This window comes from Promicromonospora sp. MEB111 (genome assembly GCF_030209445.1).
In the GTDB taxonomy this organism is placed as follows: Bacteria; Actinomycetota; Actinomycetes; order Actinomycetales; family Cellulomonadaceae; genus Promicromonospora.
Genome location: NZ_JARVSD010000003.1, coordinates 323,224 through 337,729 on the forward strand (window position 1 = coordinate 323,224; position 14,506 = coordinate 337,729).

The window sequence follows — 14,506 nt, forward strand, 5'->3', positions numbered from 1 at the left end:
ATGCCGTGAAGATCACGTCGATGACGACATTCGTCCTGCCGCCGCGGTGGCTCTTCCTCAAGATCGAGACCGACGAGGGCGTCGTCGGCTGGGGCGAGCCGGTCCTGGAGGGCCGCGCGGCCAGCGTCGCAGCCGCCGTCGAGGAGCTGTCCGACTACCTGATCGGCAAGGACCCCCGCCGGATCGAGGAGCACTGGACAGTGCTCTACCGCTCCGGCTTCTACCGCGGCGGGGGCATCCACATGAGCGCCCTGGCCGGCATCGACCAGGCGCTGTGGGACATCAAGGGCAAGGCGCTCGGCGTGCCCGTGCACGACCTGCTCGGCGGCCGGCTGCGCGACCGGATCAAGGTCTACTCGTGGATCGGCGGCGACCGGCCCGCCGAGACCGCGGCCCAGGCCAGGGAGGCCGTCGAACGCGGCTTCTCGGCGGTCAAGATGAACGGTCCCGAGGAGCTGCAATACGTCGACTCCCGCGACAAGGTCGAGCGGGTGGTCGCCAACGTGGCGGCGGTGCGCGACGCCGTCGGGCCGAACATCGGGATCGGCGTCGACTTCCACGGGCGCGTGCACCGCCCGATGGCGCGCGTGCTGCTCGACGCCCTGGCGCCCTACCACCTGATGTTCGTCGAGGAGCCGGTGCTCTCCGAGCACGTCGACGGCATCGCCGACGTGCTGCGGAACTCGACCACGCCCATCGCGCTCGGGGAGCGGCTGTACTCCCGGTGGGACTTCAAGAACGTCATCACCACGGGCGTCGTCGACATCATCCAGCCCGACCTGTCCCACGCCGGCGGCATCACCGAGGTGCGCAAGATCGCGGCGATGGCCGAGGCCTACGACATCGCCGTGGCGCCGCACTGCCCGCTCGGCCCGATCGCGCTGGCCGCCTGCCTGCAGCTCGACGCCGTCGCGTACAACGCGGTGATCCAGGAGCAGAGCCTGGGCATCCACTACAACAAGGCGAACGACCTGCTGGACTACATCGTCGACCCCGGCGTCTTCGCCTACGAGGACGGCTCCGTCGCCATCCCGCAGGGGCCGGGCCTGGGCATCGAGGTGAACGAGGACTACGTCCGGGAGCGCGCCGCGGAGGGGCACCGGTGGCGCAACCCGGTCTGGCGGCACGAGGACGGCTCGTTCGCGGAGTGGTGAGCCCAACTCCGCCGTGGGGCGCCGGGCCGCCGTCGGGCACATAGACTTGCCGGGTGTCGTCCACTGCCCCTGAGAACCAGCCGCAGACCCCCCGCCCGGTCATCGTCGTCGACTTCGGCGCGCAGTACGCCCAGCTGATCGCGCGCCGCGTGCGCGAGGCCAAGGTGTACTCGGAGATCGTGCCGCACACGTTCACGGTCGAGCAGATGCTCGCCAAGGACCCCGCGGCCATCATCCTGTCCGGCGGCCCCTCGTCCGTGTACGCGGCCGGCGCCCCGTTCGTGGACCCCAAGCTCTTCGAGGCCGGCGTGCCCGTCATGGGCATCTGCTACGGCTTCCAGGCCATGGCGCAGGCGCTTGGCGGCGAGGTCGCGCAGACCGGGCTGAGCGAGTTCGGCGGCACGGAGGTCGAGGTGTGCGCCTCGGGCGTGCTGCTCGCCGACACCCCCGAGCACCAGACCGCCTGGATGAGCCACGGCGACGCCGTGCACCGCGCGCCGGTCGGCTTCGAGGTGCTCGCGACGTCGGACGGCTCGCCCGTCGCCGCCTTCGAGGACACCCGCCGCCGCCTGTTCGGCGTGCAGTGGCACCCCGAGGTGCGGCACTCGGCGCACGGCCAGACGGTGCTGGAGCACTTCCTGTACGAGGGCGCCGGGCTCAAGCCCGACTGGACCCCCGGCAACGTCATCGCCGACCAGGTCGCGGCCATCAAGGCCCAGATCGGCGACGCCCGCGTCATCTGCGCGCTGTCCGGCGGGGTCGACTCCGCCGTAGCCGCCGCACTCGTGCAGCAGGCCGTGGGCGACCAGCTCACCTGCGTGCACGTCGACCACGGCCTCATGCGGGCCGGCGAGGTCGAGCAGATCGAGACCGACTTCGTCGCCTCGACCGGTGTCCGCCTGATCGTCCGCGACGAGAAGGAGCGCTTCCTGACGGCGCTCGCCGGCGTCAGCGACCCGGAGACCAAGCGCAAGATCATCGGCCGCGAGTTCATCCGCGTGTTCGAGGACGCGCAGCGGGACATCGTCGCCGAGGCCGGCGCGCACGGCGAGGAGGTCAAGTTCCTGGTGCAGGGCACCCTGTACCCGGACGTCGTGGAGTCCGGCGGCGGCGAGGGCGCGGCCAACATCAAGAGCCACCACAACGTGGGCGGCCTGCCCGACGACCTGGACTTCGAGCTGGTCGAGCCCCTGCGCACCCTGTTCAAGGACGAGGTCCGCGCGGTGGGTCGCGAGCTCGGCGTGCCCGAGGAGATCGTCTCGCGTCAGCCGTTCCCCGGCCCGGGCCTGGGCATCCGGATCGTCGGCGAGATCACGGCGGAGCGCCTGGAGATCCTGCGCCGCGCCGACGCGATCGCCCGCGAGGAGCTGACCAGGGCCGGCCTCGACAACGAGATCTGGCAGTGCCCCGTGGTGCTGCTCGCCGACGTCCGCTCGGTGGGCGTCCAGGGCGACGGCCGCACCTACGGCCACCCGATCGTGCTGCGCCCGGTCTCGTCCGAGGACGCGATGACGGCGGACTGGACCCGGCTGCCCTACGACGTGCTGTCGACCATCTCGACGCGCATCACCAACGAGGTGCGTGAGGTCAACCGCGTGGTGCTCGACGTGACGAGCAAGCCGCCGGGCACCATCGAGTGGGAGTGACGTCCTGCGGCCCCGCCCCGGTCACCGGGGCGGGGCCGTGGTCTGTCACCAGGCGGTGAGGCGGGCCCAGGTCAGGCCGATCGCCGTGCCGAGCAGCAGGTAGGGGCCGAACGCGATGCCCGACTTCCAGCCCGCGCGCCGGCCCAGCAGCAGCACGATCGCGACCACGCCGGCCACCAGGTGCGCGGCGAAGACGCCGACCAGGAGCGTGCCCCACGAGTGCCACGTCAGGAACGCGCCCAGGCTCAGCGAGAGCTTGACGTCGCCGTACCCGATCCCGCCGCGCGGGGACACCAGGTACAGCACCTGGTAGAGCGCGAAGAACGCGATCCCGCCCAGCGCCGCGCGGCCGAGGTCGCCCCACGACCCGGTGCCGAGGGCGGCCACCGCGAGCAGTACCGCCGTCGCCCAGGTCAGCGGAAACACCAGCGCGTCGGGCAGCCGGTGGGTGTGCGCGTCGATCACGCCGAGCGCCGCGCCGACGACCGCGAGCACCAGGTAGGCGGGCGTGAGCCAGCCCGGCCCGCTCGCCCAGACGGCCCACACCGCGGCGATCAGGGCGACGACGCCGCTGCTCCGCGCCCAGGGCGCCACCTCGGTCCGCGCGCGCCGGTAGTGCCGGACGGCGAAGTGTTCCACCGGGCTCGTCGGGGCCGGTTCGGAGGGGCTCACCCCGGGAGGCTATCGGCGCGCCAGCGTCGCCGCCTCCGCGTAGACCCGGTCCGTCGTGGCCAGGACGTCAGGCCAGCCCACGCCCGCCGGCGGGGTCGCGGCGGCGGCGAGCAGCCCGTCGAGCAGGCCGGGCTCTGCCGCGAGCCGCACGAGCGCGGCGGTCAGCGCCACGTCGTCGGGCACCAGGAGGCCGGTGACGCCGTCGACCACGCGCTCGGCCAGGCCCGACCGGGAGTGGGCGATCACGGTCAGCCCCGCGGCCTGTCCCTCCAGCGCGGCGATCCCGAAGGCCTCGTCGGAGGAGGGCGCGGCGTACACGTCGGCGCGCGCGTACAGGCGCTTCAGCTCGGTGGCGGTGAGGCGTCCGGGCAGGGAGACGACGTCGCGCAGGCCGTGCTCCGCGACGAACTTCCGGGCGGCGCCGCGTTCCGGGCCGTCGCCGGCGAGCGTCACGAACAGCGCGCCCTCCGGGAGCCGGCCCACGGCGTCGGCGATCGCGGCGAGCAGCGGCAGCATGCGCTTGCGGGGCGCGAACCGCGCGGCCGACACCACGTGCACGGCCGCGCCCTCGGGCCGGTTCGCGCGTTCGGTGCGCGGCACCCGCCAGGCGTCCAGGTCGAGGCCGTTGGGCAGGATCACGACGTCGGCCCCGGTGCGCAGCAGCCGGCGCAGGGGTTCCGCCGTCATCCCGCTGACCGCCGACCAGCGCACGGGCCAGCGGGACCAGCCCGCCGCGGCGTCGGCGGCGGCGAAGAGACGCGACGCGTTGCCCCACACGCTGTGCACGGTCAGCACCGCGGGCAGCCCCAGCCGGGTCACGGGCCGCAGCGCTGCCTGCGCGGTGGGGGCGAGCACCCCCATGTGCAGGTGCACGACGTCGGGTCGCTCGCCCCGGGCGACCGCCGCCCGCAGGCGGGTGGTCACGTGCGCGGTGGAGCGCGGGTGGATCGGCCACCCGCCCGGGATGCGCGCCGCGATCCGGTGCACGACGACGCCGTCCTCGACGGCGGTGCTCACGCCGTGCGCGCCGGGCACCGCGGGGGTGGTCGTGATGACCTCGACGTCGTGCCCCGCCGCGACCTGCTGCGCGGCCAGGCGGCTCACCTGGGACTCGATCCCGCCCAGCAGCGGAAGGTACGTGTCGGACACGTGGGTGATGCGCACGCCCGCCATCCTCGCACCGGCGGGCCTCCTACCTGGTGCCACGCCGCGCGCGGCGCGTGGTCCGTACTTAGCGTTGCAGGATGAGCGACTACACGAAAGTCCCCGTCAGAGGGGTCAAGGGTGCTGGTGTGTTCGTCATCGTCGCCGCGATCATCATGATCGTGGCGGGGATCGCCGTGTGGATTCTCGTCGCGACGCAGCTCTCGGCAGAGAAGATCACCGTCTCCGACGACTCCACGTTCATGGGAGGCGTCTTCGCAGGTCAGCAGGTGCAGGGACCGCTCACGGCCTACGCCCAGGCGGACATCATCAACCACCACGCCCTCGAGGCGTCCGGCGGGGCGACGTACGCCGAGCTGGAGCAGGACGACCCCGTCCGCGACACCGTGATGGACGCGTCGTTCCTGCGTGCGTCGCTGTTCACCTCGGTGGTCGCGTTCGGGGTCTGTGCCCTGGTGGTCGGGCTCGGGATCGTCCTGGGCGTGATCGGGGGAGCACTGCAGAGACTGGCCCGGACCCCCTAGCGCCGTCGGACGCTGGAGATCACGGAACCGGCGACGAGGATCACGCCCGCGGCGCCGAGCAGCACGATCAGGGCCACGCCCAGGTCGAACACCACGCCGGCCGCGACCGCGAGGATCCCCAGCCCGACCGCGATGACGATCAGGCCCCACACCGCCGTCCCCACGCGCGGGCCGCGCCTGGGGGCGGCGGGAGCCGACGGCTGCCCGGGCTGGACCGCCGGGGTGGGGCGGGCCGGCGCCGGCTGTGCCGTGGCCGGGCCGCTGCCCGACGGCGAAGGGGTCGCCCTCGGCGCCGAGGTCGCCCCGGGCGCCGGCTCGCGCAGGGGCGCGAGGGGGTCGGAGTCGTCCCGCACGGGGGCGTCGTGGACCTCGGCCGCGGCGGCCTCCGCCTCGACCCGCGCCGCGGCGATGCCGTAGGCGGGGTGCACCTCGCCCTCCGGTGCGGCGGCCTCGGGCACGTGCTGGGTGTCGTCCAGCGCGATCTTCTGGGTCGGCGGGGTGGCCTGGGCCGGCAGCACCTCGGTGTCCGGGTCGTTCGTGGTCGTGTGGTCCATGTTCTCGCTCGTGTCCTGGCCCTCGGGCCCGCCGGTGGTCTCGCTCGGGTTCTTCCGGTCGTTCGTCTGGTCGGTCATGGCGTGCTCCCTCAGTTGCTCTCGGAGACGATGACCTCGCCCGCGCCGGCCTCGATGTCGAGGCTGAGCACGGCGCCGTCGTCGCCGACCTCGTCGCTGGCGAAGTAGTTGTCGGAGCCGACGCCGCTCGTGGAGCGGTCCTGGTCGTCGACGTTCCACTGGACGACCCCGGCGGCGACGTAGGCGTTCGCCTCGACCGCCACGTCCTTCGGCACGATCACGGAGGTCTGGCCCGCGCCGAGCTGGATGGGCACCACGACCGGGTCGCCGGGCTCGACCCGGGACAGGTTGAGCTCCGACAGGTCGATGGTCGGGTCGCCCCACTGCACGAAGAAGCCGTTCTCTGCCTCGCGCACCGTCTGGACGGCGATCGTCCCCTCGGTGATCGAGGCGGCGTCCGGGTTGTCGTTCTCGGTGATGATGCCCTCGATCTCCTGCCCGTTCACCACGGCGTCGTCCACCCAGTCACGGGTGGGGGTGCCGGCGACGCCCACGTACGTGACACCGAACAGCAGGGCGACGATCGCGAAGAAGCCGAGCACACCGCTGGTGCGGCCGCGCAGGCCCGAGACGAGGATCGCGACGCCGAGCGCCACGGTGCCGAGGCCCAGCCAGGCGGCCAGGAACCCCACGCCGCCGTCGATCAGGTAGCCGCCGCCGCCCAGGCGCTCGACCGCCAGCAGCAGCGCGCCGGCCAGCAGGATCACGCCGAGCGTGATGCCGACGGCGGTGCCACCCGGACCCCGCGACGTGCGCACCGGCGGTGCGGTGTAGACCGGCTGCGGCGGGTGCGTCGCGGCCGGGCGGTACGGGGACTGCAGCGACTGGCCCTGGTGCCGGGGACCGGCGCCGGTCGCGTAGACCAGGCCCTCGTTGCGGCGGTAGTCGACCTGCGGCGCCGGTGCGAACGGGGCGGTGGTGCCGGACGGCGCGCCCGGCGTCGGGGTACCGACAGGGGTACCCGCCGTGGGCGCACCCGGGGTCGGTGCCCCCGGCACGCCGGGGGCGGTGCCCTGGCGCCGGGCCACGTTGTTGTCCCGCGAGCGCTGCACGCCCTGGACGATCAGGTAGAGCACCACCCCGACCACGGCGAGCCAGAAGATGACGGCGAGCCACTCCCAGCCACCGTCGTCCCACCAGCCCAGCGGGCCGCCCCAGGCGAACCCGACCAGGAAGACGGCCACCGCGCCGAGCATCGCGACGTCGAAGTTGCCGCGGATCGCCTCTTGCAGGTGGATGCGCCCGTCGCGCTCGGGGAGCAGCGCCCAGGCGACGCCGTACGCGACGAGGCCGAGGCCGCCGAGGAAGAAGCTGATGATCAGCAGGCCGCGCACCAGCAGCGGGTCCCAGCCGATGCGCTCGGCGACGCCGCCGGCGACGCCGCCCACCCAGCGCTGGTCGGAGCGGGGGAACAGGCCGCGGCGGATCGAGGCGAAGAAGCCGGTCTCCGGGTAGGGCTGCTGGCCGGGGGCGGCCGGTGCAGGGCCGACGTTCGGGTCGGCGGCTGCGTCAGGTGCGGGGCTCGTCGCCGGGTCTGCGGGGTCCGGGCCGACAGACCTGGCGTCGGCCGGGCCACCCGGCTCTCTCGTGGCGTCCTCGGGACGCGTCTCGTCGGTGCTCATGACATCCATGCTTGTCGACCGGCGGCGGATCCGGCATCGGGACCTGCCCTGAACCGACCCTGGTTACCCCCGCGCGGGACCCTGAGATCCAGGCTCAGCCATGTTCAGGGGAGTGCGGACATGTGACGATCAGGGTGTGAACCAAAGACTCACCCTCCGCAGACCCGGCAAGGCCGGGCCGGGACACAGCGGCCGCTGGCTGGCCGGCGTGGCCGCCGGCCTGGCGGCGCACACCGGCCTGCCGGTGTGGCTGGTCCGGGTCGCGTTCGTCGTGCTCAGCGGGTTCGCCGGGGCCGGTGTGGTCGCCTATGTCTTCTGGTGGGTGACGATCCCCGCGGGCGTCCCGACCGTGCCCGTCGCCGCCGTGCCCACCGACCGCGCCCGTCTCGCGCCGCGCCTGACCACCGACGCGGACGCCGACGCGGGTGCGCAGGAACGCAACGCCGCCTCCCTCGCCGAGCGCATGCGGCTGTCCGGGCCGGTCTCCCGGCTCGCGGCGCGCGACATCTGGCTCGGCGTGGCCCTGCTGTCCGGCGCGGCGCTGCTCGTCGCGTACCGCGCGGGCTGGGACCCGGTCGCGTCCTGGGTGCTGCCCGCCCTCATCGGGCTCGGCGGCGTGGCCCTGGCCTGGAGCCAGATCGACGCGACCGACCGGGACCGCTGGGTGGGCGGGTCGGGCACCGGCTCGCTCCTGCGCTCGCGGACGGCGTTGCTGCGGCTCGCCGGCGGCGTGGTGCTGACCATGCTGGGCGTGCTGATGCTCGTGGGCCAGGACACGCCCGTGAGCGTGCTGATGCAGGCCACGGTCGCGTCGGTCGCGATGGTGGCGGGTCTCGTGCTCGTGTCGGTGCCGTGGTGGATCCGGCTCGTGCGGCAGCTCGGCGACGAGCGCGCCGCCCGCGCCCGCGAGTCCGAGCGCGCCGACATCGCCGCCCACCTGCACGACTCCGTGCTGCAGACCCTGGCCCTGATCCGGTCGCAGGCCAACGACCCCGAGGCCGTCTCCCGCATGGCCCGCGCCCAGGAGCGCGAGCTGCGCGGCTGGCTCTACGACGACCGGCGGGAGCCGGGCACGTCCGTGGCCGCCGAGCTGAAGGACCTGGTCGCCGAGATCGAGGACGCCGTGGCGCCGCTCACCGTCGAGACCGTGGTCGTGGGCGACTGCCCGCCCACCGAGTGCACCGCCGCGCTGCTGCAGGCCGCGCGCGAGGCGCTGCTCAACGCGTTCAAGCACGGCAAGCCGCCCGTGTCGGTGTACCTGGAGGTCACGGACGCCGTGGCCGAGGTGTTCGTCCGCGACCGCGGCGACGGCTTCGACCTCGACGAGATCGCGGTCGACCGGTTCGGCGTCCGCGAGTCGATCCTCGGGCGGGTGCGTCGGCGTGGCGGCACCGCCGAGGTCGTCAGCCGGGAAGGATGGGGTACCGAGGTACGGCTGCGGATGCCGCTGGAGAAGCCCGCGAACGGCGAACGTCGGCCCGCGAACGGCGACCGGAAGCCGGGGAACGGCGACCGCAAGCCCGGGAACGGCGACCGCAAGCCCGCGGGCGGCGAGAAGAAGACCGAGAAGAACGGCAGGGCGCGGGCCGAGACGGCCCCTGACGCCGTGCCCACCACAGCGGAAGGTGCGACGAGATGACAACCCAGGCGACGGCGTCGGGCGGCGGGCTGGTGCCGCTCCCGGTACCGGTGGTGCTCGTGGACGACCACCACCTGTTCCGCACGGGCGTGCGCGCCTCGCTGGACGACCGCGTGACCGTGGTCGGCGAGGCGTCCGACGTGGACACCGCCGTGGCCCAGGTGCACGAGCACCGCCCGCCCGTGGTGCTGCTCGACGTGCACCTGCCCGGCGGCAACGGCGGCGGCGGGGCCGAGGTGGTGCAGCGCTGCGCCGACCTGCTCACCGACGGCGTGCGGTTCCTCGCGCTGTCCGTGTCCGACGCCGCGGAGGACGTCGTCTCCGTCATCCGGGCGGGTGCCCGAGGGTATGTCACGAAGAACATCGCGCCGTCGGAGCTGTCGTCCGCGGTGGTGCAGGTGGCCGGTGGTGACGCCGTCTTCTCGCCGCGGCTGGCCGGGTTCGTGCTGGACGCGTTCGGCGCCTCCGCGAACGACATCGCGGTGGCCGACGACGAGCTCGACCGCCTCTCGAAGCGCGAGCAGGAGGTCATGCGGCTCATCGCGCGCGGGTACTCCTACCGCGAGGTGGCGAGCGAGCTGTTCATCTCGATCAAGACGGTCGAGACGCACGTGAGCGCGGTGCTCCGCAAGCTGCAGCTCTCGTCCCGGTACGAGCTGACCCGCTGGGCGGTGGCCCGCCGCCTGCTGTAGTGGTTCCGTTGAGTGCTGGATGTTCGTCCGGTTGATGGCCTTCGCGCAGGCGAAAGTCCAGCACTCAACGAGCTAGGGGGTTGGCCAGGCCGGGCTGAGGCGGACCACGTCGCCGACCACGATGATGGCCGGGGGCTTGACGCCCGCCGCCGCGGCGCGGGCCGCGATCGTGGACAGGGTGCCGACCGTGACGCGCTGGCGCGGGCCGTAGCCGTCCTCGACCACGGCGGCCGGGGTGTCGGCCGGGCGGTCGGCGGTGATCAGTGCCGTCGCCGTGTCGGCCAGGTGGGTCACGCCCATGAGCAGCACGAGCGTGTGGTCGGGGCCGCCCGGCACCTGCGCGGCGCCGTCGTGCCCGGTCAGGACGCTGAAGCCGCGGGCGATGCCGCGGTGGGTCACCGGGATACCGACGGCCGCCGGCACGGAGACCGCCGACGTCACGCCCGGCACCACCTCGACCGCGATGTCCGCCGCGCGGCAGGCCGCGAGCTCCTCGCCCCCGCGGCCGAACACATACGGGTCGCCGCCCTTGAGGCGCACGACGTCGCGGCCCGCCCGCGCGTGCTGGACCAGCAGCGCGTTGATCTCGTGCTGCGGCACCGGGTGGTTCCCGCTGGTCTTGCCGACGTCGATCACCTCGACCTCGGGCGCGAGCTCGTCGAGCAGGGCACGCGGGCCGAGCCGGTCCACGACGACGACGTCGGCCTGGGCCAGGACGCTCCGGCCCCGCGCCGTGATGAGGCCGGTGTCGCCCGGGCCACCGCCGACGAGCCAGACGCGGCCGGGCGCGGCCCCGTCCGCATCCGCACCTGCCCGAGCCCGCTGACGCCGCAGCGGCAGCGCGCCCGACTGGAGCTGACCCGCCACCGCGTCCCGGATCGCCCGCGCACGTCGCGGGTCCCGGCCGGCGGTCACGGCGACGGTCACCTCGGCGCCGTCGGTCAGGGTGGTTCGGGCCACGGCCGGGACCCACGCGCTGCCCACGGACGCGTCGCCCGCGGTGACGCAGAAGACCCGGGCGCGCTCGGCGTCGTCGGCCACCTGCTGGTCCGTGACCGCGGAACCCGTGGCCATGTGCGCGAGCCACGCGCCGTCGAGGTCGCCCGTGCGGTACTCGCGCCGCACCCATTGCACGGTTCCCGGTGCGGGCTCGCCGTCCATGGGCTCCGACGCGACGGCGAGCCCCTGCTCGCCGAGCACCGTATGCGGCGCAACCACGCGCACCCGCGCGCCGGCGTCGACCAGGGAACGGACGCGGCGTGCGGCGACGGGCCCGCCACCGACCACGACGACGAGCCGGCCCGCGACCTTGAGCCCCAGCGGATAGATCTGGCCGGCGCCGGACTGTGCGGCCTCAGACCGTGCGGCATCAGACATGGAGACCACACTCGTCCTTGTCGCGCCCGGCCCAGCGGCCCGAGCGCGCGTCCTGCCCCGGCAGCGGGCGCGCGGTGCAGGGCTCGCAGCCGACGGACGGGTAGCCGTCGGTGAGCAGCGGGTTCACGATGAGCCCGTGCCGGGCCGCGTAGTCCGCGACCTGGTCGTCCGTCCACGCCGCGATCGGGTTGATCTTCACGACGCCGTTGCGCTCGTCCCAGGACACGAGGGGCGCGTTGGCCCGCGCCGCCGTCTCCTCGCGGCGCACGCCGGTGGCCCACGCCTCGTAGCCCTCCAGCGCCTTCTTCATCGGCGCGACCTTGCGCATCGCGCAGCAGGCCTCGGGGTCGGTGTCGTGCAGCCGGGGTCCGTAGGCGGCGTCCTGCTCGGCCACGGTCAGCTCGGGGCGCACGTCCACGACGTTCACGTCCAGCTCGATCTCCACGGCGCCCCGGGTGCCCAGGGTCTCCGCGAAGTGATAGCCCGTGTCGCCGAACAGCACGTCGACGAACGGGAGCTGCTGCGCCACCAGGTGCGACAGCACGGTGTCCTGCATCGAGGAGGCCACGGCCATCCACGGGCCGAACTCGCGCACGGCCCAGGCGATGACGGCCGCGGCGTCCGCCTCGGGGCTGCCCGGGGAGGCGTGCAACTGGGCCTGGCCGCGCTCCACGACGGCCCGCAGCTCTTCCGGAGTCCGACGGCGGCGCGTGGCCCGGGCGGCCCGGCGGGCGTCACGGGTGCTCTCGCGGGCAGCGGCGCGGGCGCGGACCCGCGCCAGGCGCGGGTTCTCGCCCGGGCCGAGCCCGGAGAGCGCGAGAGAGGAGGCGGGCGCCTCGTCGGTGGCCGTCATCGGAGGGCCTCCTCGTCGGCGCGGTGCGCCCACTGGGCGAAGGTCTCGTCGCCGTCGTGGTCGGCGTCGAACCGGCGCACGACCCGCTCCACGTAGTCGCCGATGCCGTCGGCGGTCACCTTGAGCCCGCGCACGGTACGCCCGAGCCCGGCGTCGTCCCGGTCCGTCGAGGCCAGGCCGCCGCCCAGGTGCACCTGGAAGCCGGGCACCTGGTTGCCGTCGTCGTCCATGACGAGCTGGCCCTTGAGGCCGATGTCGGCCGTCTGGATCCGCGCGCAGGAGTTGGGGCAGCCGTTGACGTGCAGGCTCAGCGGCTTGAGGTGCGTCAGGTCCCCGAGGCGCTCCTCGAGCTGCGTGATCGCCGCGGCCGACGTCGCCTTGGTCTCGACGATCGCGAGCTTGCAGTACTCGATGCCCGTGCAGGCGATGGTGTTGCGGCGGAACGGGCTCGGCCGGGCCTGGAGACCCAGCTCGGCCAGGCCGGTCACCAGCGGCTCGACCTGCTCTTGCGCGACGTCGAGGACCAGCAGCTTCTGCTGCGGCGTCAGGCGCACCCGGCTGCTGCCGTGGGCCTCGGCGAGGTCGGCGAGCCGCGCGAGCGTCTCGCCCGAGACGCGGCCGACGGTCGGCGCGGCGCCGATGTAGAACCGGCCGTCGTGCTGCTCGTGCACGCCGACGTGGTCGCCGCGCTCGTCCAGCCCCAGCGAGGCGGGCGACGGCGGGGCGACGCCCTCGGGCAGCCGGTAGCCCAGGTACTCCGACTCGAGAACTTCGCGGAACTTTTCGGTGCCCCAGTCGGCCAGCAGGAACTTCAGGCGTGCCTTGTTGCGCAGCCGGCGGTAGCCGTAGTCGCGGAAGATCCGGACCACGCCGTGCCAGACGTCGGGCGCCTGCTCCTCCGTGACGAACACGCCCAGGCGCTCCGCGAGGCGCGGCGCCGTCGAGAGCGCGCCGCCGACCCACAGGTCGTAGCCGATCCCCAGCTCGGGGTGGTCCACGGCGACGAACGAGATGTCGTTGATCTCGTGCACCACGTCCAGGCTCGGGTGGCCGGTGATCGCCGACTTGAACTTGCGCGGCAGGTTCGCCAGGGCGGGATCGCCGATGAAGCGCTCCTGGATCTGCTCGATCACGGGCGTCGGGTCGATCAGCTCGTCCTTGGCGACGCCCGCCACGGGGCTGCCGAGGATGACGCGCGGCACGTCGCCGCAGGCCTCCGTGGTGCTCAGCCCCACGGCCTCCAGCCGCCGCCAGATCTCCGGCACCGACTCGACCTCGATCCAGTGCAGCTGCAGGTTCTGTCGGTCGGTGATGTCCGCCGACCCGCGGCCGAACTCCGTGCTGATGCCCGCGATGGTGCGCAGCTGCTCGGTGGTCAGAGCGCCGCCGTCGATCCGCACGCGCAGCATGAAGAACTTGTCCTCGAGCTCGTGCGGCTCCAGCGTGGCGGTCTTGCCGCCGTCGATCCCGGGCTTGCGCTGCGTGTACAGGCCCCACCAGCGGAACCGGCCGTGCAGGTCGTCGCCGGGGATGGCGTCGAAGCCCTCCTTGGCGTAGATCCGCTCGATGCGGTCGCGGACCTCCAGCGGGTCCGACTCCTGCTTGAACTCCTCGTTGTGGTTCAGCGGCGCGGTGCCGTCGACCTTCCACTGGCCGTTCGGCCGGGCCGGGCGCTTCGACGTCGTGGGCGTGCGCCGTGCAGGGGTACGGGTCTCGGGCGGGGTGGGGGCCGTGTTCACCATGTGCGGGGTCCTGTTCGGTGCGGGGCGCGCGGGCGTGGGGCGTGCTGGGGGGAGTGGTGCGCGTCGTGCGGGCACAGGTGGCCGGTTCCCGGGGATGACCAGGGACTCAGCGCTGCGGGCCGGCGGCGCGCGCTGACCTTGCAGGGGGCGAGGGGCGCGTCAGGGCTGACAGCTGCGACAGCGGTCGCAGGCACAGGTCGGCATGGCACACATGGGCATCTCGTGACGAGTTGTCACGAGGGAGATGCGCGCTGCCTTGGTCATGGCGAAGACCGTAACCGCGGGTTCGGACGGGTGGAAGACCATGTCCATATAGTGGATGTCTATTGGGTGCATCAATGTTGCCTATGCATTTCCCGACCTAAACGGTCGGAAATCTCGTGCGGCCGCGTCGAGTGCACCCCATGAGGAGCCAATGTTCATGTAACGAGTCTGTTAACGGCCGTCCACAGGGGTGATGCGGTCCGGCGGCGCCGATCGGCCGCACGGGCCCGCAGATTTTTCACCCTGTGGATGGGTCGGGTGAATTTTCACTGTCCGATCGCCCTGATCAAAGTATTTCGCCACATAAACCCAGTTGACGCTTATTTACCCACCTGCGAAGGTCTGGGCACACCGGCAAGGGGCGAGGTGTGGCAGCGCAAGAGCTCGACCGCCATGCGTCGATCCGCGCCCGTGCACGTTGTCGTCGCGGTGGGGGAGTCGTCTCATGCAGGTTCGCGCAAGAACGTCCGGTGGCACCCGAGCTGGAGTTTCACGTCTGGTGCTGGCGGCCCCGCTGGCGGTGCT

At 73.4% G+C, this 14,506-nt stretch carries 12 protein-coding genes; 5 read left to right on the forward strand and 7 right to left on the reverse strand.

Translation table 11 applies throughout. The features are described from left to right. Positions 1 to 20 precede the first annotated feature (20 nt). Both dgoD and guaA read left to right on the forward strand, forming a co-directional pair. Positions 21 to 1,154: a galactonate dehydratase gene (gene dgoD, locus QRN56_RS03335; RefSeq protein WP_502928739.1), complete on the forward strand. Its 1,134-nt coding sequence runs from the start codon at positions 21 to 23 to the stop codon at positions 1,152 to 1,154. Between the two features lie 53 nt (positions 1,155 to 1,207). Beyond that, entirely contained in the window at positions 1,208 to 2,800 is a 1,593-nt protein-coding gene (gene guaA, locus QRN56_RS03340) for a glutamine-hydrolyzing GMP synthase (protein ID WP_285101126.1), read from the forward strand. A gap of 45 nt (positions 2,801 to 2,845) precedes the next feature. Here the strand turns inward: guaA and QRN56_RS03345 are convergent, their stop codons facing one another. Both QRN56_RS03345 and QRN56_RS03350 read right to left on the reverse strand, forming a co-directional pair. Further along, positions 2,846 to 3,472 carry a prepilin peptidase gene (locus QRN56_RS03345; protein WP_285101128.1) on the reverse strand — a complete coding sequence of 209 codons (627 nt, stop codon included), beginning with the start codon at positions 3,470 to 3,472 and terminating at the stop codon, positions 2,846 to 2,848. Between the two features lie 9 nt (positions 3,473 to 3,481). Then, a complete protein-coding gene (locus tag QRN56_RS03350; RefSeq protein WP_285101130.1) occupies positions 3,482 to 4,645 on the reverse strand; it encodes a glycosyltransferase family 4 protein in 1,164 nt (387 codons plus the stop codon). A 71-nt stretch (positions 4,646 to 4,716) separates the two neighbouring features. On the opposite strand from QRN56_RS03350, the gene QRN56_RS03355 reads away from it, so the two are divergent. Next, complete coding sequence (locus QRN56_RS03355) at positions 4,717 to 5,160, forward strand: aromatic ring-opening dioxygenase LigA (RefSeq protein WP_285101132.1); 444 nt, start codon at positions 4,717 to 4,719, stop codon at positions 5,158 to 5,160. On the opposite strand, the gene QRN56_RS03360 is transcribed toward QRN56_RS03355, so the two are convergent. Further along, positions 5,157 to 5,792 (reverse strand): hypothetical protein, encoded by a 636-nt coding sequence (locus QRN56_RS03360; protein WP_285101134.1) that lies wholly within the window; start codon positions 5,790 to 5,792, stop codon positions 5,157 to 5,159. The genes QRN56_RS03355 and QRN56_RS03360 overlap by 4 nt on opposite strands. Before the next feature lie 11 nt (positions 5,793 to 5,803). Then, positions 5,804 to 7,414: a PspC domain-containing protein gene (locus tag QRN56_RS03365; protein ID WP_285101136.1), complete on the reverse strand. Its 1,611-nt coding sequence runs from the start codon at positions 7,412 to 7,414 to the stop codon at positions 5,804 to 5,806. Positions 7,415 to 7,550: 136 nt separating this feature from the next. Here QRN56_RS03365 and QRN56_RS03370 point away from each other — a divergent pair, with 136 nt between their 5' ends. Both QRN56_RS03370 and QRN56_RS03375 read left to right on the forward strand, forming a co-directional pair. Then, positions 7,551 to 9,053 carry an ATP-binding protein gene (locus QRN56_RS03370; protein WP_285101138.1) on the forward strand — a complete coding sequence of 501 codons (1,503 nt, stop codon included), beginning with the start codon at positions 7,551 to 7,553 and terminating at the stop codon, positions 9,051 to 9,053. Next, the gene (locus QRN56_RS03375) at positions 9,050 to 9,745 is read left to right on the forward strand and encodes a LuxR C-terminal-related transcriptional regulator (RefSeq protein ID WP_285101140.1); all 696 of its coding nucleotides are present in this window, start codon (positions 9,050 to 9,052) and stop codon (positions 9,743 to 9,745) included. The genes QRN56_RS03370 and QRN56_RS03375 overlap by 4 nt, the downstream gene beginning before the upstream one ends. 72 nt (positions 9,746 to 9,817) lie before the next feature. Here QRN56_RS03375 and cobA read toward each other — a convergent pair whose 3' ends face one another. From cobA to QRN56_RS03390, 3 genes are read right to left on the reverse strand one after another with little or no spacing between them, the layout of a single operon-like run. Then, positions 9,818 to 11,122, reverse strand: coding sequence for a uroporphyrinogen-III C-methyltransferase (cobA, locus tag QRN56_RS03380; RefSeq protein ID WP_285101141.1), 1,305 nt, complete (start codon positions 11,120 to 11,122; stop codon positions 9,818 to 9,820). Continuing rightward, positions 11,115 to 11,975: a phosphoadenylyl-sulfate reductase gene (locus QRN56_RS03385; RefSeq protein WP_285101142.1), complete on the reverse strand. Its 861-nt coding sequence runs from the start codon at positions 11,973 to 11,975 to the stop codon at positions 11,115 to 11,117. Before QRN56_RS03385 ends, cobA begins: the two co-directional genes overlap by 8 nt. Continuing rightward, positions 11,972 to 13,717, reverse strand: a complete 1,746-nt coding sequence (locus QRN56_RS03390; RefSeq protein ID WP_285101143.1) for a nitrite/sulfite reductase — start codon at positions 13,715 to 13,717, stop codon at positions 11,972 to 11,974. The genes QRN56_RS03385 and QRN56_RS03390 overlap by 4 nt, the downstream gene beginning before the upstream one ends. Between the last annotated feature and the right edge of the window lie 789 nt (positions 13,718 to 14,506).

Bases quoted from the DNA above. Each gene is read 5' to 3' on its own strand.
- dgoD (WP_502928739.1), top strand. From the start codon at position 21: ATGACGACATTCGTCCTGCCGCCGCGGTGGCTCTTCCTCAAGATCGAG.
- QRN56_RS03350 (WP_285101130.1), bottom strand. From the start codon at position 4,645: ATGGCGGGCGTGCGCATCACCCACGTGTCCGACACGTACCTTCCGCTG.
- QRN56_RS03355 (WP_285101132.1), top strand. From the start codon at position 4,717: ATGAGCGACTACACGAAAGTCCCCGTCAGAGGGGTCAAGGGTGCTGGT.
- QRN56_RS03360 (WP_285101134.1), bottom strand. From the start codon at position 5,792: ATGACCGACCAGACGAACGACCGGAAGAACCCGAGCGAGACCACCGGC.
- QRN56_RS03365 (WP_285101136.1), bottom strand. From the start codon at position 7,414: ATGAGCACCGACGAGACGCGTCCCGAGGACGCCACGAGAGAGCCGGGT.
- QRN56_RS03375 (WP_285101140.1), top strand. From the start codon at position 9,050: ATGACAACCCAGGCGACGGCGTCGGGCGGCGGGCTGGTGCCGCTCCCG.
- cobA (WP_285101141.1), bottom strand. From the start codon at position 11,122: ATGTCTGATGCCGCACGGTCTGAGGCCGCACAGTCCGGCGCCGGCCAG.
- QRN56_RS03385 (WP_285101142.1), bottom strand. From the start codon at position 11,975: ATGACGGCCACCGACGAGGCGCCCGCCTCCTCTCTCGCGCTCTCCGGG.
- QRN56_RS03390 (WP_285101143.1), bottom strand. From the start codon at position 13,717: ATGGTGAACACGGCCCCCACCCCGCCCGAGACCCGTACCCCTGCACGG.